24 protein-coding genes and 2 pseudogenes are annotated in these 25,427 nt (G+C 41.4%); 14 read left to right on the top strand and 12 right to left on the bottom strand.

Features of this window, described 5'->3' with window-relative positions; translation table 11 throughout:
• Window positions 1-48: 48 nt before the first annotated feature.
• The 6 genes from UYK_RS0103015 to UYK_RS0102980 all read right to left on the bottom strand — a co-directional run bounded on the left by UYK_RS0103015 (window position 49) and on the right by UYK_RS0102980 (window position 5,848).
• A complete protein-coding gene (locus tag UYK_RS0103015) occupies window positions 49-360 on the bottom strand; it encodes a DUF6679 family protein (protein ID WP_016868657.1) in 312 nt (103 codons plus the stop codon).
• A 656-nt stretch (window positions 361-1,016) separates the two neighbouring features.
• Complete coding sequence (locus UYK_RS0103005) at window positions 1,017-1,232, bottom strand: hypothetical protein (protein WP_009457737.1); 216 nt, start codon at window positions 1,230-1,232, stop codon at window positions 1,017-1,019.
• 351 nt (window positions 1,233-1,583) lie between these two features.
• A complete protein-coding gene (locus UYK_RS0103000; RefSeq protein ID WP_009457739.1) occupies window positions 1,584-2,387 on the bottom strand; it encodes a Nif3-like dinuclear metal center hexameric protein in 804 nt (267 codons plus the stop codon).
• Between the two features lie 93 nt (window positions 2,388-2,480).
• Window positions 2,481-2,894 carry a secondary thiamine-phosphate synthase enzyme YjbQ gene (locus tag UYK_RS0102995; protein WP_009457741.1) on the bottom strand — a complete coding sequence of 138 codons (414 nt, stop codon included), beginning with the start codon at window positions 2,892-2,894 and terminating at the stop codon, window positions 2,481-2,483.
• 477 nt (window positions 2,895-3,371) lie between these two features.
• The gene (locus tag UYK_RS0102985; RefSeq protein WP_009457743.1) at window positions 3,372-4,457 is read right to left on the bottom strand and encodes a hypothetical protein; all 1,086 of its coding nucleotides are present in this window, start codon (window positions 4,455-4,457) and stop codon (window positions 3,372-3,374) included.
• A 215-nt stretch (window positions 4,458-4,672) separates the two neighbouring features.
• Window positions 4,673-5,848 (bottom strand): aminotransferase class V-fold PLP-dependent enzyme, encoded by a 1,176-nt coding sequence (locus UYK_RS0102980; RefSeq protein WP_016870876.1) that lies wholly within the window; start codon window positions 5,846-5,848, stop codon window positions 4,673-4,675.
• Window positions 5,849-6,018: 170 nt separating this feature from the next.
• Here UYK_RS0102980 and UYK_RS0102975 point away from each other — a divergent pair, with 170 nt between their 5' ends.
• Window positions 6,019-6,540, top strand: coding sequence for a Ycf51 family protein (locus UYK_RS0102975; RefSeq protein WP_009457747.1), 522 nt, complete (start codon window positions 6,019-6,021; stop codon window positions 6,538-6,540).
• A 79-nt stretch (window positions 6,541-6,619) separates the two neighbouring features.
• Here the strand turns inward: UYK_RS0102975 and UYK_RS0102970 are convergent, their stop codons facing one another.
• A complete protein-coding gene (locus UYK_RS0102970) occupies window positions 6,620-7,108 on the bottom strand; it encodes a peptidoglycan-binding domain-containing protein (RefSeq protein ID WP_009457749.1) in 489 nt (162 codons plus the stop codon).
• Window positions 7,109-7,448: 340 nt separating this feature from the next.
• Here UYK_RS0102970 and UYK_RS0102965 point away from each other — a divergent pair, with 340 nt between their 5' ends.
• The 3 genes from UYK_RS0102965 to UYK_RS0102955 all read left to right on the top strand — a co-directional run bounded on the left by UYK_RS0102965 (window position 7,449) and on the right by UYK_RS0102955 (window position 10,367).
• Window positions 7,449-8,636 (top strand): iron-containing alcohol dehydrogenase family protein, encoded by a 1,188-nt coding sequence (locus tag UYK_RS0102965; protein WP_009457751.1) that lies wholly within the window; start codon window positions 7,449-7,451, stop codon window positions 8,634-8,636.
• Window positions 8,637-8,809: 173 nt separating this feature from the next.
• Complete coding sequence (locus UYK_RS0102960; RefSeq protein ID WP_009457753.1) at window positions 8,810-10,021, top strand: aspartate aminotransferase; 1,212 nt, start codon at window positions 8,810-8,812, stop codon at window positions 10,019-10,021.
• A gap of 31 nt (window positions 10,022-10,052) precedes the next feature.
• Complete coding sequence (locus UYK_RS0102955) at window positions 10,053-10,367, top strand: ArsR/SmtB family transcription factor (RefSeq protein WP_009457755.1); 315 nt, start codon at window positions 10,053-10,055, stop codon at window positions 10,365-10,367.
• A 356-nt stretch (window positions 10,368-10,723) separates the two neighbouring features.
• Here the strand turns inward: UYK_RS0102955 and UYK_RS0102950 are convergent, their stop codons facing one another.
• On the bottom strand, window positions 10,724-11,053 hold the full coding sequence (locus UYK_RS0102950) for an ArsR/SmtB family transcription factor (RefSeq protein WP_009457757.1): 330 nt from the start codon (window positions 11,051-11,053) through the stop codon (window positions 10,724-10,726).
• Between the two features lie 90 nt (window positions 11,054-11,143).
• Here UYK_RS0102950 and UYK_RS0102945 point away from each other — a divergent pair, with 90 nt between their 5' ends.
• The 7 genes and pseudogenes from UYK_RS0102945 to UYK_RS0102920 all read left to right on the top strand — a co-directional run bounded on the left by UYK_RS0102945 (window position 11,144) and on the right by UYK_RS0102920 (window position 16,995).
• Window positions 11,144-11,527, top strand: coding sequence for an ArsI/CadI family heavy metal resistance metalloenzyme (locus UYK_RS0102945; RefSeq protein ID WP_009457758.1), 384 nt, complete (start codon window positions 11,144-11,146; stop codon window positions 11,525-11,527).
• A gap of 312 nt (window positions 11,528-11,839) precedes the next feature.
• Window positions 11,840-11,944, top strand: a pseudogene (locus UYK_RS27105) (ABC transporter substrate-binding protein); the annotation flags it as partial.
• Between the two features lie 30 nt (window positions 11,945-11,974).
• The gene (arsB, locus tag UYK_RS0102940; protein WP_009457759.1) at window positions 11,975-13,129 is read left to right on the top strand and encodes an ACR3 family arsenite efflux transporter; all 1,155 of its coding nucleotides are present in this window, start codon (window positions 11,975-11,977) and stop codon (window positions 13,127-13,129) included.
• A gap of 79 nt (window positions 13,130-13,208) precedes the next feature.
• Window positions 13,209-13,469: pseudogene (locus UYK_RS0102935) on the top strand (arsenical resistance protein ArsH); the annotation flags it as partial.
• Between the two features lie 117 nt (window positions 13,470-13,586).
• A complete protein-coding gene (gene arsC, locus UYK_RS0102930; RefSeq protein WP_026086342.1) occupies window positions 13,587-13,982 on the top strand; it encodes an arsenate reductase, glutathione/glutaredoxin type in 396 nt (131 codons plus the stop codon).
• Between the two features lie 149 nt (window positions 13,983-14,131).
• Window positions 14,132-15,172 carry a 1-acyl-sn-glycerol-3-phosphate acyltransferase gene (locus UYK_RS0102925; protein WP_009457762.1) on the top strand — a complete coding sequence of 347 codons (1,041 nt, stop codon included), beginning with the start codon at window positions 14,132-14,134 and terminating at the stop codon, window positions 15,170-15,172.
• A 287-nt stretch (window positions 15,173-15,459) separates the two neighbouring features.
• Window positions 15,460-16,995, top strand: a complete 1,536-nt coding sequence (locus tag UYK_RS0102920) for a SagB/ThcOx family dehydrogenase (protein ID WP_009457763.1) — start codon at window positions 15,460-15,462, stop codon at window positions 16,993-16,995.
• 223 nt (window positions 16,996-17,218) lie between these two features.
• Here UYK_RS0102920 and bchD read toward each other — a convergent pair whose 3' ends face one another.
• Window positions 17,219-19,255, bottom strand: coding sequence for a magnesium chelatase ATPase subunit D (gene bchD, locus UYK_RS0102915; RefSeq protein WP_009457764.1), 2,037 nt, complete (start codon window positions 19,253-19,255; stop codon window positions 17,219-17,221).
• Between the two features lie 827 nt (window positions 19,256-20,082).
• Between bchD and UYK_RS0102910 the strand changes: the two genes are divergently transcribed.
• Both UYK_RS0102910 and rnc read left to right on the top strand, forming a co-directional pair.
• Window positions 20,083-20,853, top strand: coding sequence for an NYN domain-containing protein (locus tag UYK_RS0102910; RefSeq protein ID WP_016870875.1), 771 nt, complete (start codon window positions 20,083-20,085; stop codon window positions 20,851-20,853).
• A gap of 145 nt (window positions 20,854-20,998) precedes the next feature.
• Window positions 20,999-21,688: a ribonuclease III gene (rnc, locus tag UYK_RS0102905; protein WP_009457773.1), complete on the top strand. Its 690-nt coding sequence runs from the start codon at window positions 20,999-21,001 to the stop codon at window positions 21,686-21,688.
• On the opposite strand, the gene UYK_RS0102900 is transcribed toward rnc, so the two are convergent.
• From UYK_RS0102900 to UYK_RS0102890, 3 genes are all read right to left on the bottom strand, one after another.
• Window positions 21,680-22,279 (bottom strand): J domain-containing protein, encoded by a 600-nt coding sequence (locus UYK_RS0102900; protein WP_009457775.1) that lies wholly within the window; start codon window positions 22,277-22,279, stop codon window positions 21,680-21,682. The two genes, rnc and UYK_RS0102900, sit on opposite strands and share 9 nt — an antisense overlap.
• A gap of 174 nt (window positions 22,280-22,453) precedes the next feature.
• Window positions 22,454-23,056, bottom strand: coding sequence for an ATP-dependent Clp protease proteolytic subunit (locus UYK_RS0102895; RefSeq protein WP_009457778.1), 603 nt, complete (start codon window positions 23,054-23,056; stop codon window positions 22,454-22,456).
• A gap of 128 nt (window positions 23,057-23,184) precedes the next feature.
• Window positions 23,185-23,862: an ATP-dependent Clp protease proteolytic subunit gene (locus UYK_RS0102890; protein ID WP_009457780.1), complete on the bottom strand. Its 678-nt coding sequence runs from the start codon at window positions 23,860-23,862 to the stop codon at window positions 23,185-23,187.
• A 237-nt stretch (window positions 23,863-24,099) separates the two neighbouring features.
• On the opposite strand from UYK_RS0102890, the gene UYK_RS0102885 reads away from it, so the two are divergent.
• Window positions 24,100-25,344 carry a vWA domain-containing protein gene (locus tag UYK_RS0102885; protein WP_016870874.1) on the top strand — a complete coding sequence of 415 codons (1,245 nt, stop codon included), beginning with the start codon at window positions 24,100-24,102 and terminating at the stop codon, window positions 25,342-25,344.
• The last annotated feature ends 83 nt before the right edge of the window (window positions 25,345-25,427 follow it).

Genomic DNA, 25,427 nt, shown 5'->3' with positions numbered 1-25,427 from the left:
GTTAGTAGTTAGTGTTAGTAGGTCTACTAACCACTAACCACTAGACCCTTAGTCTGGATTAGAGTCTGTGTAACGATTGCGGATACGTTCTACTTCTGGACAGTCTTCGGTCAAGAGAGGTTCAACATTGCCACGTGGCACGGAAGCTAATTTCTGGGTTATGGCACCAATACTTTCAAGGCGAACCATCTCCTCCCAAGAGCAGATTTCCTCATCTTCTTCTGTTTCATAGCGTAGGGTCACTAAATCTCCCTCTATATCGATGATGCGGGCGCGTTCAATCCAGCGTTGCTGGTCCCGCAAGAACACACATACCTCCCGCCCATCGCAACACAGTTGATAAATCTTGCGGTGTAGCATCTACTGCTTCTGCCTTTTTAAATCTAGGTAAATCTGTTAACATCTGGGTTTTATTCCCCAATTTATAGCATTCTTTTTGAGTTGATAAAATTAACCCTTTTAAAGATGCTCTGTTTGACCCGAACCCAAGACTTGCTTGTGGTTATCAACCAATGGAAATTTTAGATCATCAATTTAAAGTTGGCTTGTATTTATTTCACCAACTTAACCCCACCTGTTGAGGGCATCCAGGGAATGTTCACCTCATAGAAGTCACATAATTCAGGATTTGGCCTGACCAGGTCGATAGTATTCGCTGGTGAGTCCTTAGTATCATCATGTAATAAAAGATACTCAAAAACAAGCTTAGGTTGCTGTTGTCGAAGTTGCCTAATTGTATTCATTGGCATTGCTGGGAAGTCTGGGGACTCGGCTTTACTTTTATCCCTACGTAATTGATCTTAGCTTATTCTCTAGTAACCTTCATGCTTTTAAACAACTAATGATTAATAAAAAGTCAAAAGCTATAAAGTGAGCCTTTACGGTGATGAGGCAGCATCCTACAGTACGGGTTGACAGTGCTAATTTGCGTTTTAAGAGCATTGTAGCACTTGGCTTACAGTTGTAGCGACAGTCGTTCATGCTTACAGGTTAAGAGTTTCCCTGAGTTTTGTTTATTAGTTTCTTTTGTAGTATTTGGGGCATTCCATGACCAAATTTGAAGAAGCTTCTCGCTTAATACGACCTGCGCGAACAGCATCTAATAATGTTGAAAGGGCGGCTAAATCCTCTGGCTGATAGCTTTTTGTCGCCAGCATTTGATGAAGAAGACCCTCGGATTCAACACTAAGATATCCTGTTTCAAAGGCAGATTCAATAAGTGCGCGGATCATTGTGATTAGAGCATAATTTGGCGATTATTTCTTCTACTGTGGAATAAATTCATTTTTATTGAGTTGATACAGATCAGCAAATATAAGTGATTGCAGTTGAGCTTTGATGTGATTTTAATCACAGCTATTCTCTACCCATTGCTTGCCGCTTCTAAGACAGGCGTTTTATATATGTTAGTCTGATTAAAATTTTCCCATATTTGACATATATTCCTTCTATCTTGGTAATTTATAATACTAAGAAATAAGTATTAATGCTATGGTAAAGACTTTATTAAACTACTAAAATATTCAAAACTCTTAATTGTATACATCCTGAGGGTGTGATGAACGGATAAGGTTACACGTAGTTCATCGAATAAACAAGCGGAAATCCTCATCTTGTTGACTTAATTGTACCCAATCAAGATTTAAGTTACGGAACTTATGCACCAGACGATCGCAAGCAGGACGTTCGGTAGCATAATGACCAGCATCAACTAAAATTAGACCGCGATCGCGGCTTTCTTGAAACTGATGAAACTTACAATCAGAAGTGAGATAGACTTGAGCACCAGTTTTAACGACAGCCGAGATAAAACTTGCTCCCGAACCCCCTAAGACCGCTACTTTGTCAATTTTTTGCTGCAAATCTGCTGTGGGAGAAACAATTAGAGAGGGAGGATTTAGTCGAGATTGAATTTTTGTGAGTAAATCCTGCAATACTAAAGCAGGTTGCAAAACACCAACACGCCCATAACCCAAACCTGCTTGTGTAGGTACTATTGGAGAAACTTGTTCCAGTTCCAAGATTTGCGCCAAAACATCAGCAGTACCATCTTGAACTTGATCAAAATTAGTGTGGGCAGTGTAAATACCAATATTGTGGGTAAAAGCTAACCGCGCCATTTCCGCAATGGGGTTCCCACTGCACAAAGACTTTGGCGGATTAAAGATGAGGGGATGGTGGGCAAAAATTAGATTTACAGAGATACCAGCTTTTTGATAGGCGATCGCTTCCTCCATTACCGCCAAAGTCGGCGTCAGACAAACTAGAACCCTTGCTTGTTCCTGTAACACACCCGGTTCAATCTGCCAACCACAATTATCCCAGCTTTCTTGCCAAGCTGGATTTGCCCATTCTTCAAACCAAGCTATTAAATCAGCGATTTTCATTTGTCAATGGTCAATGGTCATTAATCATTGGTCAAAAGTTACTATTTATTCTCCTCACACTCCTCATACTCCCCCACCTCCCCAATCACTTAGCTACCCAGAAATATGAACTACTAATTCCCTATTGTGACTATGTTGGCGATGTTCCCAAATGTAAATCCCTTGCCAAGTTCCTAAAACTAAGTGTCCTCGGTTAATGGGGATGGTTTCTGATGTGTGAGTAAGGGCGGTACGTATATGTGCTGGCATATCGTCTGGACCTTCAGTATCGTGAATATACTGAGCTGATTCTGGCACAAGTTTTGCCATAAAATTTGCTAAATCTCTAAGTACATCTGGATCAGCGTTTTCTTGAATCAGCAAACTGGCAGAAGTATGGCGCAAAAACAAAGTGCAAAGTCCTGTTTCAACTCCTGACTCTGCGACTATAGCTTCAATTTTCGCGGTGATGTTGTGCAAAGATTTGCCGGTGGTGGAAATTCTCAGCAACTTTTGGTAGTGAGCCATTTGAAATTATGAATTCTCGGCTTGTACTAGAGGAACAATAATCTGCTAACTCTAATTTATCATTCATAATTTTCCTCAAGTTCTGATTAAAGACTTTTAGAAACTAGACATGAATACGGTAATTACTTATTGAGTATCTGCGCATTGTTACATAATAGTGGAAATTACGGTTGTTCTGTTGTTGCCCGCTAGTTAAACTGGGGGTAATTAGTGAGTGATTATGCTCACTTTTGGCATCAACAGATTCATCAGGGACATCTACGAATAAAACTCCTCTGCCCTGTAAGAGCGGAGGATTTTTAATATTAATTGGTAATGGGTAATGGGTAATGGGTAATTGGTAATGGGTAATGGGTAATTGGTAATGGGTAATTGGTAATTGGTAATGGGTAATTGGTAATGGGTAATGGGTAATGGGTAATTGGTAATGGGTAATTGGTAATGGGTAATGGGTAATTGGTTACTAACCATCAACAATTAACCATCAACCACCAAAAAACTTAAAACCTCATGGGCAATTGCTTCATTACCATCCTTTGCAATGGGTTCTGAAGAAAGTGGTTGTTGCAGTGGTTGCAGTAAGAAATCCCAATTACCATCAAAAAATTCTGATGGCGTCAGGATTTGATGCTGATTGTACTGAGAAATTCCTGCTAACAGAAAAGCTGCTTCTGCAAAATCATCACGGGTAATAGATACAATCGGTACACCTAAGCGAGTGGCTTCTGCAAAAGTACTGAAACCAGGCTTAGAAACAACTCGCCCACAAATAGGCATAAAATCCACAGGGCGGTATTTATGATCGTTAATTTTTATGATATTGGGCAAGTCTGGAGCAGATTGGTCAAAGGTAATAAATTGCCAGTCTGGAAATTTTTGCAGATGCTTATAAGGAATTTGTTGTAAACCCAAACCACCAAAAGTAAGTAAGATAGTTTTTTCTTTAGGTGCAGTAATCCCCCAAATAGCTCGAATTTGCTCGTCAGAGTAATGGGGAGAGCCACCTGTTAAACCAACATCAGTAATATTGCTGAATGCTTCCATTGGTTCATAAAAAGGAAGACGAAATAAGCGATCGCACTGACCATAGCAATCACTAATCCAATCAGCAACCTCACTAAAGATCTCACCCCAACTCCGATAAATAAAATCAAAGCCGAAATTACTCATCATCCAGCAGGGAACACCAGCAGCTTTGGCAAATTTTGTCGCTAAAAAGGGAATATCTGCCAGAATTAACTGCACACGATTTTGGCGAATAAAGTTGACTTCCGAAGCAATAATAGAGTTTTGATTCTTTTTAATCTCTAGCAACTTTTCTAATGTCGTTGCTTTATCCATAGCCAAGCTATCTTTTTGCACCACACCTACATCAAATCCACGGGGACGATGAATAAAATCACCTTCAATGTAAGACTCTAGTAACCACCGTGGAGCAGTTGACACAATAATTAGTAAGATGTCTGGACATAACTTTTGGATAGTGGCTGCAACCGCTGCGCAGCGAGTCGCATGACCAAAACCGTGATTGGTAATTGCTATGTATAAAATTGGACGTTTCATCGAAGATTGGGGATTGGGGATCTGGGACAAGGGAGGTAGGGGGAGTATGAGGGGTGTGAGGAGTGTGAGGGGTGTGAGGGGTGTGAGGGGTGTGAGGAGTGTGAGGGGTGTGTAGACGCGGTAGCGGCTTCCCGTAAGGGTGGAGTAGTAAATAACCACTATTGTACAGACGCGATTAATCGCGTCTCTACGCACTAACCAACAACCACTAACCACTAACCACTAACCACTAACCATTCCTCAATTCCTTCAATTAGTTGGTCGATTTCCAACTCAAGTGTAAAGTAGTGGACGCAAGCACGTACACAACTGGGGTCAGCAATTGTGCGAGTGAATATTTTTCTTGATTGTAAGAACTCTACTAATTGTCGATGGGCTTGGGGAGTCTTTTGCGTTAGTTGAAACGAGACTAAACCACTCTCAGGAGGTGAAGTGCGCAAAGGAATAATATTGGGTAGCGCTCCTAAGCGTCGCCATAGATATTCGCTGTGATTACAAATTTGCTGATAGCGTTCCTCTGCTGTTCCCCATTGCTGATGAATAGCGATCGCTTGCTTCAACCCTGCGTAAAGCGGATAGTTAGAAGTAGCAACTTCATAACGTTTTCCGTCTGAATGCCAATCTACAGGCTGACCTTGACTGTCTGTGATAATGCTACGCCAACCGATAAATGTGGGTTTTAAACTATCTCTCACTTCTGGTCGCACGTATAAACCGCCCACACCGCCAGGCCCGCATAACCACTTGTGACCAGTGAATGCATAAAAATCTACCTCTAATTCAGTTAAATTTAATGGCAATGAACCAACAGACTGGGCAGCGTCTACTAAAAGTCTAGTTTGATTATCTATGCATAATTTGGATATTTTGTCAAGTGGTAAAACTTGACCAGTATTCCAGAGGATATGACTTAAAACTAGCAAACGGGTATTTGAGCGTAAGTGTTGGTCAATAACTGCTACTGGATCACCCTGATTTAACGTTGCCATCAAAGGACAAATGGTAACTTCAACTGCGAATCTGCGTCCGATTTCTTGCGCTATAGCCACAATACCTGGATGTTCACAATCTGTTAATAACAAGTGATCTCCTGGGTTCCAGTCGATACCCCACATAGCAATATTGCAACCAACGGTGACATTCTCAGTAATTGTAATGGTTGCGGGAGGCACATGTAACTCAGCAGCGATCGCCACTTTAATAGCTTTTGTTTCCTCATCAATCCAACTACCTACCTCAGTACCAAAAGGCCCGATTTCCTGTATATGAACTTGAGCTTGAGTAATCGCATCCATTGCCACTTGGGGCATCGGGCCTTGACCACCGTAGTTAAAATAAGTTTTATTCTCTAAAGCTGGAAACTGCTGTCGATAAAGATGCAACCTGTTCATAGTCAATAGTTAATAGTCAATGGTCAATAGTCATTTTCTCCCCACACTCCCACACTTCCACACTCCCGATTCCACTTCACTGCAAACGTAACACCCAGAAATTGTGTAGAATTTCTGGGTGTAACTAGTAGGCTTTTAGATTTCCTACCTTAGTTTTTGAAGTTATATCTATGTTCTCACAAGCTGATTTTATCCAATACGCCCAATGGTCAGGTATTGCCACCTTGGTCTTTGCTGCTTTGACAGTTTTGGGTTTTATTTTTAAATGGGGCCTGCGCTTTCGGCTAGTGGGTACAACAGGCTTTATGCTGGTGCTGACAGTTGGTTTATTTTCTCTTTCCCTAGCACCTTTAACACGCACAGTCATTCCGGGAGCAGTACGGTACAATTTGGTGTACGATAATGGTTCAACACAAACTGTAATTGCTATCCCCCCTCAGATTAGTCCCACGCAATTAGAAGCTACTTTACGTCAAGCAGCCAGTGATTTATACTCTTATGGTCGCTTAGGGAGACCTGGTGATAATCAGTTGACTATTCGCGCCCGTACAATCATACATCCGGAACCAGGAGTGTCAATACCACTTTATTTAGGTCAAATCAAGCGATCGCTTGCTAGTCGTGAAGATCCCCAAATGGCAATCGACATTTACCAGGATAAATTTGCCCAACTGCCAAAATCTAATACCTGATCATAAGATGGGCAGATAAGGGAGATGGGTTAATAAACCAATAACCACTAACAACCAACAACCAACAACCAACCACTATCTATTGTGGAATTTGGCTTAAAGTTCGCCAAGTAGCTTCATCAATAATGCCGGTGTCAGGGAGATTATTACGTACTTGCCAGCTTTGCACGGCTGACTCTGTAATTTCTCCAAACTCACCGTCAACGTAGCCTATATAGTCTTGAGTAGATTTCAGAATACGTTGCACCTTCTTCACTAATTCTCCCCGGCTGCCTTTTTTCAATTCCGGTAAATTCACTGGTCTACCTGTGTATAATGCTTGCCAAGTATTATCGTCAACAATGCCATTTTCTGGCAAAAAAACTCGGCGCTGAAATTGTTTGACGCTTTCTTGTGTATTTTCTTCAAAAATGCCGTCAATTTTACCAGTGTAAATATTTAAATTAGTTAAAAGTTTTTGTAGCTCCTCCACCGCTGCACCATTGGAACCTAATTGTAACTCTGGTTTATTTAGCTTGGGCTGTAATATGTTTGGTATGCTGTTGCCGCTATCACTTGTCAATTGCATGTTCCTACTCCTTGGGAGCGGTGTTTATTACAGTGTAATTTTTTAAGCATCAACTTGCATCACTCAAGTGGGGTACTAATACCCTCTATCAAACTGTCTACCCAAGGCGGTGCTGAATCTTCTTTAAAAATGGTATTTTTTTGTGTCTTATAATACATAATTGATTATTATTTGGTTAAGATATTAATCTACCCACCAAAACTGCTACAAAACTTTTAATTAGGGCAGGTTGTAAAACCTGCCTTTACGGTAGTAGGCAGTTTGAAAGATTATGAGCAGTGTTTTATATTTAAAAGTTTTCCAAAATATCTAGAAATGTTACTGTTAATTCATTAGTTATATGCCTATTCATTTTTCAGAAAAGTTGTCTACTCAAACTCCTGCTTTGTTAATGCTGCTAACGGTAGCGCCAGCAAAAGTGATTCGTGGCTCTCAAATCTTGACACAGGTATCCAACGAAATTACCCGCCTAGGTCATCGTCCATTGATTGTAACTGGGAATCACACCCAAAAAGCCATCCAGTCCCATCTGCAACCACTGTTAGAACATCAGCAGTTACAATTTGCCCTTGCTGAGTATACTCCAGACTGTAGCGAAGCGAGCTTAAAATCTTTAAGAAAAGCTGCAAAGGAACATCAAGCTGATGTAATTATCGGCATAGGTGGCGGAAAAGCGCTGGATACAGCAAAATTGCTCGCGCATCAGTTACATTTACCAGTGGTAACAATTCCAACTTCAGCAGCTACCTGTGCCGCTTGGACTGCCCTGTCCAACGTATATTCTGAACAGGGGGCTTTTTTATATGATGTGGCGTTGGATCGCTGTCCTGATTTATTGATTCTTGATTATGATTTGATTCTGACTGCACCACAACGCACTCTAGTAGCGGGTATTGGAGATGCGATCGCAAAGTGGTATGAAGCTTCAGTTAGTAGTGGAAACTCAGACCAAACTTTAATTATTGCCGCTGTGCAACAAGCACGGGTATTGCGAGATATCCTCTTGCAAAAGTCTGCTGCTGCTCTCCAACAACCCGGAAGCGAAGTTTGGCAGCAAGTCGTAGACGCCACTGTTTTATTAGCTGGGGTGATTGGTGGTGTCGGTGGCGCTCAATGTCGCACTGTCGCCGCTCATGCTGTACACAATGGTTTAACGCATATTTGCAAAAGTGGCAGTATTCACGGTGAAAAAGTTGCTTATGGTATTTTAGTGCAACTGCGTTTAGAAGAAATGATCCAAGGCAATCAACTAGCAGCAGCAGCACGGCAACAATTATTAAAATTTTATGGCGAAATTGGACTGCCGCAGACATTCAGTGATCTAGGCTTGGATTGTGTCACTTTGGGCGAGTTGCAAAAAGCCGCAGAAATTGCCCTCGCTCCCAATTCTGACATTCATAGGCTGCCGTTCAAAGTCACATTGGAGCAATTGATGGCGGCAATGGTTTCTACCACTGCACCAGTAGATAACAAAGACTCTATTCATCGTGTCTCAACGAGAGAAATGAATGAACAAGTTGAACACTGAATTGGGGATCGGGGAGATGGGGGATGGGGAGATTGGCAGATGGGGAAGTATTAGGAGTATGAGGAGTAGTAAATAACCCTTAACCACTAACCATTAACCACTAACCACTAACCACTAACCACCAACAACCAACAACCACTAACTAATCAATTAACTGCATCGGAACTACATCAATGAACTTGCATTGGATCGCCCCAGCCGAACGCATACAAAAATTACCAGCCTATCCATTTGCCCGTTTGGATGAACTCAAAAATAAAGCGCGGGAACAAGGGCTGGATTTAATTGATTTGGGCATGGGCAACCCAGATGGCGCAACACCGCAGCCAGTTATAGAAGCTGCTGTCACTGCTTTGCATAATCCCAGTAATCACGGCTATCCTCCTTTTGAAGGGACTGCAAGTTTCCGCCGTGCGATCACTAGTTGGTATCAACGTCGTTATGGAGTTGTTTTAGATTCAGACAGCGAAGCTTTACCACTACTGGGTTCCAAGGAAGGATTAGCGCATTTGGCATTGGCATACATCAATCCCGGTGATGTGGTATTAGTACCTTCACCCTCCTATCCGGTTCATTTTCGGGGCCCGGTGATTGCTGGGGGAAATGTCCACAGTTTGGTTCTCAAACCAGAAAATGATTGGTTAATAGATTTGACAGCAATTCCTGACACTGTTGCTCAACAGGCAAAAATACTTTATTTTAATTACCCCAGCAACCCCACCGCCGCAACTGCACCTCGCGAATTTTTTGAAGAAATCGTTGCCTTTGCCAGAAAATACGAAATTCTTTTGGTACATGATTTGTGTTATGCCGAGTTAGCTTTTGATGGTTACCAACCAACCAGCTTGTTAGAAATTTCTGGTGCGAAAGATATTGGCGTGGAGTTCCACACTATGTCTAAAACCTACAATATGGCGGGTTGGCGTGTGGGGTTTGTGGTGGGCAATCGCCATGTCATTCAAGGTTTGCGGACACTGAAAACTAACCTGGATTACGGTATTTTCGCAGCCTTGCAAGCAGCTGCCGAAACTGCTTTACAACTACCAGATTCTTATTTACAAGAAGTTCAAACTCGCTACCGTACCCGCCGTGATTTTCTCATTCAAGGTTTGACAGAATTAGGTTGGAATATCCCTAAAACCAAAGCAACGATGTATTTGTGGGTTCCTTGTTCTGAGGGAATGAGTTCCACAGACTTTGCCTTGTGGATTTTACAACAAACTGGTGTAGTTGTCACTCCTGGTAATGCTTTTGGTAGTGGTGGTGAAGGGTACGTGCGAATTAGTTTAATTGCAGATTGCGATCGCTTAGGTGAAGTCTTACGCAGATTCCAACAAGCTAATATCCGTTATCAAGCCGAGGCTGTCGTTTCTAGTTCAAAATAGAAAAGGCATACCTATAACCTGCTTGTGATTAATGCAAACCCCCTCTGCTATCCCTAATACGATTATTTCTGGCTTTCATGCTTTATCCGAACCATTGCGGATAAAGGTGTTGGAATTGCTACGAAATCGTGAACTGTGTGTATGTGATTTGTGCGATGCTTTGGGGGTAAGTCAATCCAAGCTATCCTTTCACCTCAAGACTCTCAAGGAAGCAGATTTAGTCCTCTCTCGTCAGGAAGGACGTTGGATTTATTACAGTCTCAATTTGCCTCAGTTCGCTGTGTTAGAAGAGTATTTAGCAAATTACAGTCGTTTGCAGCAGATATTGCCAGCACGTCGTTGTTAAGACCAATCTTAGGGGTCTGTTGACCTAACTTTGAGGAGTTAAATAAAAAACCGCAGAGGAAGAGAAGGAGAGGATAAAACTAGAAATTGGTTTATCCAGCCAATTTGACTTGCCAAATAGTATTCTGTCAAGTTTTATTCTCGTAGGGAACCCAGATTAGAACCCCACAGGCAGAGCGTACCACCCGTTACAAATGAAAAAACAAGTCAAACTCTCTTGCCTTCTGCCTCCTTGAAAGTAACCTCACCCCGTCAAGAGAGGACACCCCTCTCCGAGCTCGCGGAGAGGGGAAGGGGGTGAGGTTTTTTCATGCCTGGCGGTGAAATTTTTTCATCGGGACTGCCTTGTTTTTTCTGTTAAGATAGTGCCTCCCGCAACACTGTTAGCTTCTCTGGCAAAATCCGGTAGTAGATCAAATTCCGGCGTCGCTCTTTTGCCAGTAAACCCGCCTCATACATGACTTTGAGGTGATGACTCACTGTCGGTTGCGAAATTCCTAACGGGGAAGCTAACTCACAAGCACAAACCTCTCGATTTGGCTGTGCTGCTATCAAATTCAGCATTTGTAACCGGACAGGTTCGCCCAAGATACGGAAAATTGAGGCTAGATGCATCGCCTCATCAGGAGTGAGACGACCAGTAAGCAAGGGAGAGCAACAGGATATGACAGGTTTAGATAACTTCATACTTTTTATATTGACATATATCAATATACATGAATAGTATATTGATATAGATAAATATTGACGCAAATCAATATAAGGAGTTACTGAATTATGCCTCGTCTGCAACTAGCGCTAAATGTGAGTAACATTGATACAGCTGTGGATTTCTACAGCAAACTATTTGGAACGGAACCAGCAAAGCGCCGTCCAGGGTACGCTAACTTTGCAATTGCTGAACCACCTTTAAAATTAGTGTTGTTTGAAAATCCTTCAGCTACTGGCAAATTGAACCATTTGGGAATTGAAGTGGAGTCATCAGCACAGGTTGAACAAGCAAGCGATCGCTTGCAGCAAGCCAATCTGACGGTCAGGTCTGAAAACAACACAACTTGCTGCTATGCCTTGCAAGATAAAATTTGGGTTACAGATCCAGATGGTGATGAGTGGGAAGTCTATACTGTTCTGAAAGATTCTGCAACGTTTGCTTGTAAGTAGGGAACAGGGGAAAATCGGACATCCCTGTGTCCGAGTTCGAGGCAGTTCTCGTGAAGTTTTTTCATTGGGACTGCCTGTGTTTGATAATTTTTCTGCAAAACATATCAATAAAAATTGATATATTTTGTAAAATGTAGTCTAGTTATCATTGATAAATCAACTTTTTTTGAAATGATAGGAAGTATAACTATCACAAGAAGCTACGAGGTGAAACATGAGCGCGACAGGAGAGAAATTAGCGATCGCGCTTGGGATGTTGGTATTGGCTACTAGTTGCACGACAAAATTCAATACATCTGCGCCAACTTCTCCGATAAAGTTCACTTTACCAGAGGCAAGGTAGGAACAGTTTCTGAAGGGGAAGCAGAGATGAACCTCAGCATTGGGGAGTTGTTAAGAAAACAAGCCAAGTTTTAAGAATTAGCACTTTATTGGAGAGTGATACTGATGGGAACAAATCGTTCGCAAGCTAGTACAGTGCGTGTGCAAGCAGGGAGTAATCTCAGTTTTTTTGAAAAATACCTCACAGTTTGGGTAGTTTTGTGTATTTTGGCAGGAATTGCTCTGGGTAGATTATTTCCGGGGATTGCGATCGCACTAGATGCAATGAGTGTGTATCAAGTATCCATTCCCATTGCAGTTTGTTTATTTTTCATGATGTACCCCATCATGGTGAAGATAGACTTCACCCAAGCTGCTAATGCCATCCGTGCGCCCAAACCTGTTATTCTCACCTTAGTAGTGAACTGGTTAATTAAGCCATTTACAATGGTGGCATTTGCCCAGTTTTTCTTAGGATGGTTATTTCGTCCTTTGATAGCAGGGACTGAGATCATTCGTGGTAGTGAAGTAACATTAGCGAATTCCTACATTGCTGGCACAATTTTATTAGGAATTGCCCCTTGTACTGCGATGGTGCTGATGTGGGGATATCTTTCCTACGGTAATCAGGGACATACGCTAGTGATGGTGGCGGTGAATTCCCTCGCAATGTTGTTTTTGTATGCACCGTTGGGTAGATGGTTACTAGCAGCAAATGATTTAACAGTACCTTGGCAAACAATTGTATTGTCAGTGGTGATTTATGTAGGCTTACCGTTAGTAGCGGGAATGTACAGCCGTTACTGGATTTTAAAATATAAAGGTAGAGAGTGGTTTGAACGAAAATTTTTAAAGTATCTCACTCCAGTTGCCATTACCGCCCTACTACTGACTTTAGTATTGCTGTTTGCCTTCAAGGGAGAATTAATAGTTAACAATCCCTTGCACATCTTGTTAATAGCCGTACCTTTATTTATCCAAACAAATTTCATTTTCCTAATTGGTTATGTAGCGGCTTTGAAAATGAATTTATCTTATGAAGATGCTGCACCTGCTGCATTAATTGGGGCTAGTAATCATTTTGAAGTAGCCATTGCTACTGCTGTTATGCTATTTGGTTTAAACTCAGGTGCTGCACTTGCCACAGTGGTAGGAGTTTTAATCGAAGTACCGGTGATGTTGATGCTGGTTGAGTTTTGTAAGCGCACCGCAGGTTGGTTTCCACGAGAACCAGAAAAAGCAACATTGCCAGATCCACGTTGTATTAATCCTTTTAATTGAGAATTTACTGGGGAAGCTATACCATTTTGGATTTTAGATTTAGGATTTTGGATTGCTAAAAGCTTTAAACCACGAGGCGCTGCGGATGTTTACAATTCCGAACCAGTCTTCTGTTGCTAAAGCTTACCAAGAGTTTAACGAAGATGGCACGATGAAAGATTCATCTTATCGCGATCGCGTAGTAGATGTGATGGAAGAACTCTATAAATTCACCCTGCTATTACGTGACAAAGTAGATTACCTCACAGACCGCTACAGCGAACGCAAGGAAAAAGCCGCCAAAGAAGTTATCAGCTTAGCAAATAATACTTTGGAGATGAACTCTCATTGCAGTTCATAAAAGTTTTCACCAGTAAGTAAGTCCGCACAAATAAAGCTAATTAGTAGGGGGTCGTCATTTGTCATTGTTAAGAGTTTCAAATATACCAATGATCAACAATTAACAATCAATAAAACCATGAAAAAAATAATGTTTGTTTGCAAAAAAAATTCTCGTCGCTCCCAAATGGCAGAAGGATTTACTCGTACATTAGGGCAAGAAAAAGTTTCAGTCACAAGCTCAGGTTTAGAAGGTTCTCATGTCGATCCAATGACAGTGCAAGTCATGTCAGAAATTGGCATTGATATTAGTAATCAAACTTCTAAACCTCTCAGTGATTTTAATCCAGAAGATTACGATGTTGTGATTTCTTTGTGTGGCTGTGGAGTGAATTTGCCGGAGGAGTGGGTGATTAGAGAAGTATTTGAAGACTGGCAATTAGAAGACCCAGAAGGAGGAACAATCGAAACCTTTCGCCGTGTCCGCGATCAAGTCAAAGAACGAGTAGTAAAATTGCTCGCAGAAATCAGCTAAAAACAAAAAAATAATAATTATTTAAAGTTTGTAGTCAATGCTTAAATACCCACTACAAACTTTTTGTTTTATGTCTCAAGAAAGATGTAATTAACAAAGTTTAAAACTTAATATACTAAATCAGTACAATTTTCAGTTTATTGTTAACTGTGATTAATCAAAATCAAGAAAATATAATTAACTCATCAATTGAAACTCCTTCTAGTAATAGATATACATTTAGTTGGTTTGACTGGTTTTGCTTATGGTATCCTCCCGGTTGGCTAATTTTATTTAATCGCCATTGGCAGCATTACCATTGCGATCCTGATGGTTGGAATTGGCTAGAATACATCTTATTTTTAATTCCTGGTGGTTTCTATTTAGCAATATTTATTCGTTGGTTGCGTCTTGGATGTCGAACACCACGACAAGAAGTTAGTGAATTTGATCCTAATTATCAACAGCTTTTTAGCCAGGAAATCTTGGCTCCTATCGTTGAACATTATTTTCGTGGTGAATTATATCAATTAGAAAACTTACCAAATACAAAACCAATTCTGGTAGCCATGAATCATGCAGGAATGTGTTTTCCTTGGGATTTTTTATCCTTGTGTTATTTATTAGGTAAAGAGCGAGGATGGATCTTAAAAACTTTAGCTGGTATATCTCTATTTGATCATGATTGGATGATTTGGTGGTTGCCGCCTGGATGGTCAACAGTTTTGGGTGGTGTGAGAGCGGAGCTAAATGAATTTACCACAGCTTTGCAAGATCAAACAATTCTTTTATATGCACCAGAAGGCTTACGCGGGCCAAGAAAAGGCTGGCAAAAACGTTATAAATTAGAAAAATTTGATGTGAGTTTTATACAATTGAGCCAACATTTGCAAATTCCGATTTTACCTGTTATTTGTATTGGCAATGAAAATCTGCATCCTTGGTCTACTAACCTGCAAAAACTACAGAGATTATTCAAATTACCATTTTTACCTTTATCGCCTTTGATGTTGGCATTCATTCTGTTTCCATCTATGGGTGTTTGGGCAGCTAAAAGTCATTTACGTTACTTTATTCAACCTTTAGAAACAACTCATCTACAACAAAATGATAAAAATAGTTCAGTTAATAAACGTGCAGCAAGTTATCAACAAGCACAAGCATTACGAGACAAAATGCAAAATAAAATTAATAAATTGATTAAAAAATAAGTAGCCGTCATGAACTGCGTATACCAAAAATAAGGTATATAATTTCCTATTCTACACAATCAATTAGCTTGATACTTAATTTAAGTGATACATACATTCATGTTAAATTCTTGGAAGAAAAGCTTGTTTCAATTTTGACATTAAAAATTTTATGTTTGTAAAGATCATGTGTTATTCATGCCAATCATACAAAAACTTCAAAGACTAGTAATAGGTTTGTACAATTTATAACGAAATGTGAGTACTCAGAAATGCCAAGATTGTAGCAGAAACATATTTCAATTCTTATGCCAGAACTACGCCAATCTTCTATTGCTCAGCACTACCACGAACGTACTAAGTATGAGCCTCAAACTATTGCTTTTAAAAGTAGGGGTTTAGATTGGGCAAAGCAACCAGTGCCGTTTAAAGAGTATAAAATAGGTTCTACCTTTGACCTTAAGCCCTATATTCAAAATCAGCCAGAAGCTTTTACCAATAATCCACAAGCACAATGGTGGCAAAGATTATCACAGCTTTTGTTTTGCAGTTATGGATTAACTGCGAGAATACCTTCAATGGGAAGCGCAGTATATCTCCGTGCTGCGCCTAGTGCTGGTGGGTTATATCCGGCGGAAGTGTATGTAGTTTCTCGTGGTACATCGTTGTTACCTCCAGGACTGTATAACTATCAGTGTCGGAGCCATTCCTTGATGCATTTTTGGGACAGTGACGTTTGGCAAGCTTTGCAAGAAGCTTGTTTGTGGCATCCTGCTTTAGAGAGTACTCAACTGGCAATTATTATTACTGCGGTTTTTTATCGTTCTGCATGGCGCTATGAGGATAGGGCATACCGTCGTATTTTTTTAGACACAGGACATTTATTAGGTAATATCGAGTTAGCTGGTAATATTACTGACTATCGTCCTCACTTAATTGGTGGCTTTGTGGATGAGGCGGTAAACGAGTTGCTTTATATTGATTCTCTACAAGAAGGAGCGATCGCAGTTCTGCCTTTAGCAGATATGCTAGATATTCAGCAGAACTTACCAACATGGCGAACTGCTTTACCTTCTGCTACAGAAACTAATTATCCTAAAATTCCCGATGGCGAGTTACTAAAATATTTCCATCAAGCAACCCAAATCCAACCAGGAACTGCTGGTAAGCTCAATTTACCTGAGGTTAAGCAAGAAAAATCATTAGAGGATAAATACAATTTTCCTTTTTGTCAAAAAATTTCTACTGTAACAGCACCAGTGAACTGGGGTGAAAAGCTAATAGATTTAGAAAGTACGATTCTCAAGCGTCGTTCTACTCGTGCTTATACGGGTGAAGATTTAACATTTGACGAATTAAAAGCCTTACTCGATTTTACTTACCAACCTCAAAATTATATCGACCAAGGCTTTGATATTTCTCCAGACTACTTTGATCTCAATTTAATTGAAACATTTATTGCTGTTTCTGGAGTTAATGGACTAGAGTCTGGTTGTTATTATTACGCACCCAAAGCACAAGAATTACGTCAAATTCGCTTCAAAAATTTCCGGCGTGAGTTACACTTCCTCTGTTTAGGACAAGATTTAGGACGAGATGCAGCAGTGGTATTATTTCATACAGCCGATCTCAAAGCAGCCATTGCCCAGTATGGCGATCGCGTTTATCGTTACTTACATATGGATGCTGGTCATTTAGGACAAAGACTCAATTTAGCAGCCATTCGCCTCGGCTTAGGCGTTAGCGGTATTGGTGGTTTCTTTGATGACTTAGTAAATGATGTTTTAGGTATTCCTGCGGAAGAAGCAGTTTTGTATGTAACTACTTTAGGAAGACCAAGGTAGCTGTTTATCAACTTTAAATTGATGGATAAAAAAGTAGCCCATAATCTCACCCTCAAATAAATTTAGGGCAAAAACCCTAAGTTAGCTGAAAGCTAACTTGGATAGGAGTTTGGGCTTATTGCTGTGAACTTTAGTTTTTAGATTTCCTACTTGGTGACTTTGTGCCTTGGTGGTGTAAAAAATTGAACCACTAAGACACCAAGACACAAAGAAAAGCAGTTTACTACTTTCTAATATCGGCGATCGCTCCTTTAGTCATGGCTGCGATCGCTTTATCTGTAGCTTTGGGCAAGTGATAATATTTACCTCCCGCTGTTTTGGCTATTTCTTTAGCAAAGCCAGTGGAAACAAATTTACTTTCGGTATCAATCACCAACAATTGCATTCCTAAAGCGCGGATTCTCGCAGCAATATCCAACAATTCGGCTTTGATATCTGGCTTTTCTCCCGGTTCTTGCGGTTCGCCCAAAGAACGCGATAAAGGAATGTTACCTCGCCCATCAGTAATTGCCACGAGTACGACTTGCCCAATATCTCCACTCATTTGGGCATTCAAGCCGACGCGGACGGCTTGCGTCAAACCATGTGCTAGCGGGGAACCGCCACCACAGGGTAATCTTTCCAGGCGGTTTCGGGCTAAGGCGATCGAACGTGTCGGTGGTAATAATACTTCTGCTTGCTCTCCCCGGAAAGGAATTAAGGCTACTTGATCACGATTTTGGTATGCTTCTGTCAATAGTTGCATCACCGCACCTTTGGCAGATTGCATTCGATTTAATGCCATCGAACCAGAAGCATCGACGATGAATATTACCAATGCTCCGGCTTTGCGAGCCAAGCGCTTGGAACGAATATCACCTTGTTCAATATATACCCGCTTTTGTGTATCTCCTTGATGATGAGCGCGTCGTGCTTTTTGATACGGTGCTGCGGCTCTCATTGTGGCATCTACAGCAATGCGACGGACTTTGCCTTTGGGTAGCATTGGTTTAATGTAACGTCCCCGGTCTTCCGAGAAGATTAAGCTACGACTACCAGATTTACCGTGTCGCTGTGCCATCTGAGCAAAATAAAGCACACTTTGATCAAGAACAACTCCTTCCGGGTCAAAGATAAATTCTTCGGGAATGCTGGGGGGTTCTTGTTGTTCTTCGTTATCTTCCTCTTCTTCTTGTTCTTGATTTTCGTCGTCGGGTTCTTGTTCGTCTTGGGGTGGCGGTGGCGGTGGTGGGGGCTGCTGTTGGTCGGGTGGGGGCGTCTGGATCTGAGTTGCGCGTGGGACTATGACTAATTCCACTGCGCGACGCAAATCATCAGCATTAACTTGAGTGCGTCCATCCAACGCTGCTGAGGCTTTGGCGACACGGACAGCGAATAATTCCGCCCGATGTCCCTGGACACCGCCGCGAATCGCTTCTTCTACCAAGTAGGTGATTTGGTCGTGGGTAATGCAGACATCTTTTAGCCATTCCCGCGCAAAGATAATTTGGGTTTTAAGGGCGTCGATATCTTCGCTGTATTGCTGGAGAAATTCTTGGGGAGATTTGGAGTAGGCGATCGCAACTTCGACTGCTTGCACTCTTTGATCTAAACCTAAGACACCATCAGCAGAAAGAACAATGGCAATTCTATCGAGTAAATGTTCTCGTAACGCCCCTTCTTCTGGGTTGTAAGTGGCAATAAATAATGGTTTACAGGGATGTTGAAAACTTATACCTTCCCGCTCAATTTGGTTGCGTCCCTCGGATAATACTGTTAAAAGTTGGTTGCTAATTTGGTCATCTAATAAATTGATTTCATCGACATACAAGACGCCTCGGTGAGCGGCGGCGAGTAGTCCTGGTTGAAAAACCGTTTCCCCTTTTTTCACAGATTGTTCCACATCCACAGAACCGATGAGTCTGTCTTCTGTAACTCCCAGAGGAATTTGGACGAAGGGTGCAGGAATAACTTCGGTTTCTATCCCGTCAACTGGGAGGGTGAGGGAGGGGTACTCTGCCAGTAATTTATCATCCCATTCTTCTGGGTGATTGGGGTCGCAATTGCTAATTGAACCTTTGACAACTTCAATGGGTGGTAGTAGGGCGTGGATCGCACGCGCCATAACAGATTTTGCCGTACCGCGACGACCTGCGATCGCTACTCCCCCCAACCCCGGATCGACTGCTGCTAAGAGTAAAGCTAGTTTGATAGCTTCTTGACCGACAACAGCGGCCAAGGGAAAGGTGGTAGTTGTAGGAGTGATAGTAGGCGCAGGCATAGTTTTTATAATAGTTTATCTAGGTTTTTAGCTTACCAAATCTGAGACATGTGGGGGAGGTGGGGAGGTGGGGAGATTAGAATAATTGTGGAAGTAATTGGGGCGATGAGGGCCAAAAGCTCCGCCTTCCTCTACGCCTACCTTTGCGTCCCTCTGCGTTTTAATACTCACGCACGGGCGAAAAATACTCATTCACGAAGTTATAAATACTCGCGCAGGAGACTTAAAGACTCAATCACGACATGCAAAGACTCATCAAGCTGGTAGGAGGTCTATGTCTGTGGTAGTCCAGTGCACGCGTTCGCGTAGCGGCTCCTTCGGAGCATCGCTTGCTGTCTGGTTCATATTGGATCTCCTTTTCGATAGAGTTATATCTTAAAGCTAACTGATAAATTTGCTATGATTTATGGGTAAATCTCTTGACATCCAGCATTGGCTGTGTTTTATTTTTAAATAGAGACAGAAAAATAATCATAAACTCCAAAAAGCAAGTTTTGGTTGCTGTCTCAGTAGTAACATTGTTTGTTTCCTGCAAAATTTCCGGTCAACCCGTTCGCTGAGCATTCGGCTTGATGTGAGGTCAAATCATCAAATTGATTGTCAGCATTACGACTGATATCCATGAATGTTTATCGAGTTGGTTGACTTGATGTTTTACAGGAAACTAATAATTTTATTTCTGAGACTGAAACCAATAATCTTTGGAATAAAGAGCTTTACAAAAGGAAAGTACTTATTAGGTATGAATTCCTGGTGTAAGTCTACATGCTGCTAGGGTGTGATTTATGAATACTGTCTATTAAAAATATAAAACTGGAGACAGTTTCATGTTGAAAACACAACAAAAACAGCAAGAAATTTTAGTATCTATTTACTGGGATTTGCAGAATGTTTTTTTAAATCAAGAGCTAGTGAATTTATTGCTGGCTTTTGTCAAATCTCAAGGACAGATTGTTGATAAAAAAGTCTACTATAATTCACTTGTTTTACACCAGGCTGCCGAGAAGAAAAACTTACAAAATTTAGGCTTTAGTTGTATTGATGTACCTTGCGTTTTAAAGAACAGTGCAGACAATCAGATCAAATCTGATCTAATTGATGATGTTCATAAACATCAATCACCAAATATAGTCATCCTTGTTTCAGGAGATGGGGATTTTGCTAATTCTGTTTCTGTTTTAAGACAATTGGGCAAAAAAGTTATCGTTATAGCTAGAAAAGGTAATTTAAAAAAGCAATTGAAAGAACTTGCTGACGAAACTTTTTTTGTAGATGATTTATGTGAATTACCTGTCAATACAAATCAGACTGAGATAAATTCTGTTGATGTTTGTGTTAATTACAACGAAGCTTTAGATTTGTTGATAGAAGCTATAAAAAGAGCTTCAAGTCAAGGAAAATGTGCAAGATTTAGCTATATTGACAATTTAATGCGCCAGTTTTGCAAGAACTATCACGGAATTTCTTCTATCCGTACACCAGATGGCAAAAAATTTAAAAGCTTTAGTTGTTTTATTGATGCTGCGGTGAAAGATGGTAAAGTCCGAAGGCAAAATCAGGAGTTGTTTTTAATAGAATTAGATGAATTGGCTGCCTGAAATAGTTTTTGAGTTAATAGTTTATCTGAAAAAGCTTCTTTGTAACATCCAAGCTATTTTCCCTCCCCCTAAATGTCCTTCAAAAAAGGGACTTTTGATAATTTTTTCCCAACAATCAATTTTCGCAACAAGATAAACCATAAAAATGCACAAACTACTCATATTTAACAATGATAAACTTCTACGCTGCGCCTTAACCCATCGTTCCTACGTCCATGAAAACCCAACACAGGGCGAACACAACGAACGCTTGGAATTTCTTGGTGACGCTTTACTCAATTTCCTCAGTGGTGAGTATCTTTATCGCCGTTATCCTGAAAAGGGAGAAGATGAATTAACTAGGCGGCGATCAGCGTTAGTAGATGAGAAGCAACTAGCCAAGTTTGCGATCGAGGTAGGTTTAGATTTACGAATGCGGTTAGGTAAAGGTGCAATTCTCGATGGCGGTTTTCAAAATCCGAATTTACTCAGTAGTACCTTTGAAGCGGTAGTTGGTGCTTACTATTTAGATAATAATTCTGACATCGAGGCGATTCGGAAAGTTGTAGAACCACTGTTTGATGCTGTACCAGAAAATATTGTTGAAATTCGTGCTAGTGTTGACTCGAAAAATCGCTTTCAAGAATGGGTGCAAAAGAACATTACCCCTACTCCACCTAAGTATGTGACAGAACAGGTAGGGGGTTATTCACACGCGCCTGAGTTCGTTGCTAAGGTATTTGTGGGTGAAAAAGTTTATGGAGTAGGTAGGGGACGCAGCAAAAAAGATGCAGAGAAGGCTGCTGCTGAAGATGCTTTGGCGAAGGTGAAGGAAACCTCAAAAAATCTACTCTAATTTTTGGAAATCACGCTGCACCTCATTCCACAAAGCTTTATTGTGGGGGTCTGTTTTGAGGGCTTTTTTCAAATATATTTTGGCTTTGAGTGGCTGATTTTCTTTGATTAACACCCTTCCCCAAATTTGATAAGCGATCGCTTGCCATTGACGTACTTCTGCATCTTCTGGTAAACGTGCAGCTAAAGCTTCTGCTAAGGCGATCGCTTGCGGAAACCTTCTTTGTTTCAAAAATATTTGCAATTGTTCGTAAGTTTGCCACTTCAATTGTTGTTCTTTTTCCGACACTTGAGGCGGTTGTGGCGTCGGTTTAGTTTTTGGTGTGGTTTTCGGCTTTTCTGTAACAGTAGGTTCTGGGCGAGTTACAGTTGCTGTCTGAGTGGGCTGGGGCGCTATTTCCTGTGGATTTACCACCTGCAATAGTAACCTGTATGCCTCAGTCAAGGCAATAAACTTATCTTTGGCTTTGTTGTCATCTGGATTGATATCGGGATGATACTGCTGCGCCAATCGTCGATAAGACGCTTTAATGTCAGCAAAAGAAGCACCCGACCTTAAACCCAATAAACGGTAGCAATCTCCAAGATCCATCGTGATCTACAAGAAGCATTAGTATCAGCTATCAGCATATAGCTTAATCCTGGAAGTACCCAATCATAAAGACCAAATTGCCATTTTTAGGGAAGGGGAGATGGGGAGGTGGGGAGATGGGGAGAATAGTATAGTAACTAATTCTCCTTGTCCTCCTTCCCGTGTCCCTAGTCCCTAATTCGGGCGTTCCTCAATCACTTTGTCGATTAAGCCATATTCTTTTGCTTCCGCAGCGGACATGAAAAAGTCTCTTTCGGAGTCTTTTTCGATTTTCTCTATCGGTTGACCAGTATTTTGAGCGTAAATTTCGTTCATCTGCCGACGGATACGCAGAATTTCTCTAGCTTCAATTTCAATATCACTTGCTTGTCCGCGCATACCACCAGGAAGCAAGGGTTGGTGAATCATGATCCGGGAGTGGGGTAAAGCTAGGCGTTTGCCTTTTGTACCACCTGCCAGGAGAAAAGAACCCATGGAAGCAGCTAAACCTACGCAAATTGTCACCACATCAGATTTAATGTGTTGCATAGTGTCGTAAACTGCCAAGCCAGAGTCGATCGCACCACCAGGAGAATTTATATATAAATAAATATCTTTGCCTGGATCTTCGGAATCCAGATATAACATGATGGCGATAATCTCATTGGCGAGTTTATCATCAATTTCTTCCCCTAAAAAGATGATGCGATCGCGGGCAAGACGACTGTAAATGTGAATCCACTGCGTGAATTGTTCACCCGGCAATCTGTAGGGGACACTTGGATAGCCAATCGGCATATTTTACTCCGTTTGTCAATATTAATTGGTTAGTTGTTGGTGGTTGGTGGTTGATTGGGAAGAACAAACCGCAAAATTGGTTAGTTGTTGGTGGTTGATTGGGAAGAACAAACAACTATTTAGACTATTTAGAGAATTCCAGCAGTTGTTGCTGGGGTGGTAGTGATTTCGGATTTTTCAAAAACTCGGTCTATCAACCCATATTCCACAGCTTGCTGGGGAGTCATATAAAAGTGGCGATCCATATCCTTCACGATTTTTTCTTTGGGTTGTCCCGTGTTACGTGAAAGAATGTCTACCATTGCCTCTTTATTTGTGATGACCTCTTTAGCCTGGATCTGAATATCCGTTGCTTGTCCTTGGGCATAGCTTCTGGGCTGGTGTAAGACAATGCTGGAATGGGCCAAACTAGCACGACAACCTTTAGTACCAGCACTCAGAAGTACCGCTGCCATACCGACTGCTTTACCGATACAGATAGTATGGATAGGGGGCTTAATGTACTTCATCGTGTCATAGATGGCGAAAGCTTCGGTTTCAAAACCAAATAGCCGTGCCATTTGACCGGAACTACCATCGGAAGTACCCGTAGAATTAATGTAAATTTTAATAGGCTTATCTGGGTCTTCAGACTGCAAATACAGCAGTTCGGCAATGATGAGTTTTGTCACCTCTGCAAATAGGGGAGTTCCCAGGTAGACAATTCGCTCCTTTAATAGTAGAGAGGGCAAATCTGGTGGCGGCGTGCGGTAGAAGTTATCGCCGTAGTAGGGGGCTTGCACAGCCTTGATGGGAGAAACGTCCATAGGAACTGTTGCTTGAAATAATGCCGTTAACTGTAATACATCCTAACGCGATGCTAGCCTTGTTGGAGGTGTGGATTTCTCACTAAGTTAGTTATTAGTCCTTATTGTTGTTTGGAATGACCACCAACTACCAAACACTAACAAATAACTATTTTGCTAAATATCTTTTCCGTAGAGGGGATATTGTCCCCTGAAGTTATTTATAAATATGTATATCCTGGATGGAAACCTGAGGTTATGAAGGTTAGTTTGCTGCCGACACTAAATGATGGCAATTTGGATGCCAATCAAATGAACAGCCAACGTCAGTTGGCAATTTCGCTATCTGCGATCGCAGAAGCTAGTGATCGTAATGTACCACTGAATTTATGCCTAATCCTTGATCATAGTGGTTCGATGAGTGGGCGACCGCTAGAAACTGTCAAGAAAGCGGCTAACCAAATTGTTGATCGCCTTAAGGAGGGCGATCGCCTGAGTGTGGTTGTTTTTGATCACCGCGCTAAAGTATTAGTACCTAATCAAATTGTTAGTGATCGGGAGGCTATTAAACAGAAAATAAATCGCCTGGCTGCGGATGGTGGTACTGCAATTGATGAAGGATTACGTTTGGGTATTGAGGAACTAGCAAAGGGCAAAAAAGAAACTGTTTCTCAAGCCTTTTTATTAACAGATGGCGAAAATGAACATGGAGACAACAAACGTTGTTTGAAATTTGCTCAGTTAGCCGCAGGCTACAATTTAACTTTGAATACTTTGGGATTTGGTGACAATTGGAACCAAGATATTCTGGAAAAAATTGCCGATGCTGGTGGTGGAACTTTATCTTATATTCAACGTCCAGAACAGGCTGTAGATGAGTTTGCCCGCCTTTTTAATCGGGTTCAAGCTGTGGCATTAACTAATGCTTATTTGCTGTTTTCTTTCATGCCAAAAGTGCGGCTAGCAGAACTCAAACCTGTAGCTCAAGTGTCTCCAGATACGATTGAATTACCAGTACAACAAGAAGCTGATGGGCGTTTTGCTGTGCGTTTGGGAGACTTGATGAAGGACACAGAAAGAGTGGTTTTAGCCAACATGTATTTGGGACAGTTCCCTGCTGGTAAACATATAATTGCTCGTGTGCAGGTACGCTATGATGATCCCGCACAAAATCAGACTGGGTTACTTTCAGAAAATATACCTGTAGAGGTGAGTGTGGTTCCAGCTTATCAAGGTGAAGCGAATCCAGAGGTACAACAGCATATTTTGGCATTAGCTAAGTATCGGCAAACACAGTTGGCTGAGGCAAAATTACAACAAGGCGATCGCGCTGGGGCTGCAACAATGTTGCAAACTGCCGCTAAAACGGCTTTGCAAATGGGAGATGTGGGTGCAGCGACGGTGTTACAAACTTCTGCGACCAGGTTACAATCTGGGGAAGAGTTATCGGAAAGCGATCGCAAGAAAACCAGGATTGTCTCGAAGACGGTTTTGCAGGATTAGTTGTTTATGGGGGTGGGCTTTTTGCCTACCCAATTTTTTGAAGAGTATTTAACCGCCAAGACGCCAAGGACGCAAAGAGAAGA

It is taken from the genome of Fischerella thermalis PCC 7521, assembly GCF_000317225.1.
GTDB classification, from domain to species: Bacteria; Cyanobacteriota; Cyanobacteriia; order Cyanobacteriales; family Nostocaceae; genus Fischerella; species Fischerella thermalis.
Note: the sequence above shows the minus strand (reverse complement) of the source record. Positions and strands in the feature narration are given on the sequence as shown.

Excerpts from the sequence above, each read along its gene's own strand:
- UYK_RS0102965 (WP_009457751.1), top strand. The coding sequence starts at position 7,449 with ATGCCTATTCATTTTTCAGAAAAGTTGTCTACTCAAACTCCTGCTTTG.
- UYK_RS0103005 (WP_009457737.1), bottom strand. The coding sequence starts at position 1,232 with ATGATCCGCGCACTTATTGAATCTGCCTTTGAAACAGGATATCTTAGT.
- UYK_RS0102970 (WP_009457749.1), bottom strand. The coding sequence starts at position 7,108 with ATGCAATTGACAAGTGATAGCGGCAACAGCATACCAAACATATTACAG.
- UYK_RS0102945 (WP_009457758.1), top strand. The coding sequence starts at position 11,144 with ATGCCTCGTCTGCAACTAGCGCTAAATGTGAGTAACATTGATACAGCT.
- UYK_RS0102890 (WP_009457780.1), bottom strand. The coding sequence starts at position 23,862 with ATGGACGTTTCTCCCATCAAGGCTGTGCAAGCCCCCTACTACGGCGAT.
- UYK_RS0102885 (WP_016870874.1), top strand. The coding sequence starts at position 24,100 with ATGAAGGTTAGTTTGCTGCCGACACTAAATGATGGCAATTTGGATGCC.
- UYK_RS0102950 (WP_009457757.1), bottom strand. The coding sequence starts at position 11,053 with ATGAAGTTATCTAAACCTGTCATATCCTGTTGCTCTCCCTTGCTTACT.
- arsB (WP_009457759.1), top strand. The coding sequence starts at position 11,975 with ATGGGAACAAATCGTTCGCAAGCTAGTACAGTGCGTGTGCAAGCAGGG.
- bchD (WP_009457764.1), bottom strand. The coding sequence starts at position 19,255 with ATGCCTGCGCCTACTATCACTCCTACAACTACCACCTTTCCCTTGGCC.
- UYK_RS0102920 (WP_009457763.1), top strand. The coding sequence starts at position 15,460 with ATGCCAGAACTACGCCAATCTTCTATTGCTCAGCACTACCACGAACGT.
- UYK_RS0102895 (WP_009457778.1), bottom strand. The coding sequence starts at position 23,056 with ATGCCGATTGGCTATCCAAGTGTCCCCTACAGATTGCCGGGTGAACAA.
- UYK_RS0103000 (WP_009457739.1), bottom strand. The coding sequence starts at position 2,387 with ATGAAAATCGCTGATTTAATAGCTTGGTTTGAAGAATGGGCAAATCCA.
- UYK_RS0102985 (WP_009457743.1), bottom strand. The coding sequence starts at position 4,457 with ATGAAACGTCCAATTTTATACATAGCAATTACCAATCACGGTTTTGGT.
- rnc (WP_009457773.1), top strand. The coding sequence starts at position 20,999 with ATGCACAAACTACTCATATTTAACAATGATAAACTTCTACGCTGCGCC.
- UYK_RS0102980 (WP_016870876.1), bottom strand. The coding sequence starts at position 5,848 with ATGAACAGGTTGCATCTTTATCGACAGCAGTTTCCAGCTTTAGAGAAT.
- UYK_RS0103015 (WP_016868657.1), bottom strand. The coding sequence starts at position 360 with ATGCTACACCGCAAGATTTATCAACTGTGTTGCGATGGGCGGGAGGTA.
- UYK_RS0102900 (WP_009457775.1), bottom strand. The coding sequence starts at position 22,279 with ATGGATCTTGGAGATTGCTACCGTTTATTGGGTTTAAGGTCGGGTGCT.
- UYK_RS0102975 (WP_009457747.1), top strand. The coding sequence starts at position 6,019 with ATGTTCTCACAAGCTGATTTTATCCAATACGCCCAATGGTCAGGTATT.
- UYK_RS0102960 (WP_009457753.1), top strand. The coding sequence starts at position 8,810 with ATGAACTTGCATTGGATCGCCCCAGCCGAACGCATACAAAAATTACCA.
- arsC (WP_026086342.1), top strand. The coding sequence starts at position 13,587 with ATGAAAAAAATAATGTTTGTTTGCAAAAAAAATTCTCGTCGCTCCCAA.
- UYK_RS0102995 (WP_009457741.1), bottom strand. The coding sequence starts at position 2,894 with ATGGCTCACTACCAAAAGTTGCTGAGAATTTCCACCACCGGCAAATCT.
- UYK_RS0102910 (WP_016870875.1), top strand. The coding sequence starts at position 20,083 with ATGTTGAAAACACAACAAAAACAGCAAGAAATTTTAGTATCTATTTAC.
- UYK_RS0102955 (WP_009457755.1), top strand. The coding sequence starts at position 10,053 with ATGCAAACCCCCTCTGCTATCCCTAATACGATTATTTCTGGCTTTCAT.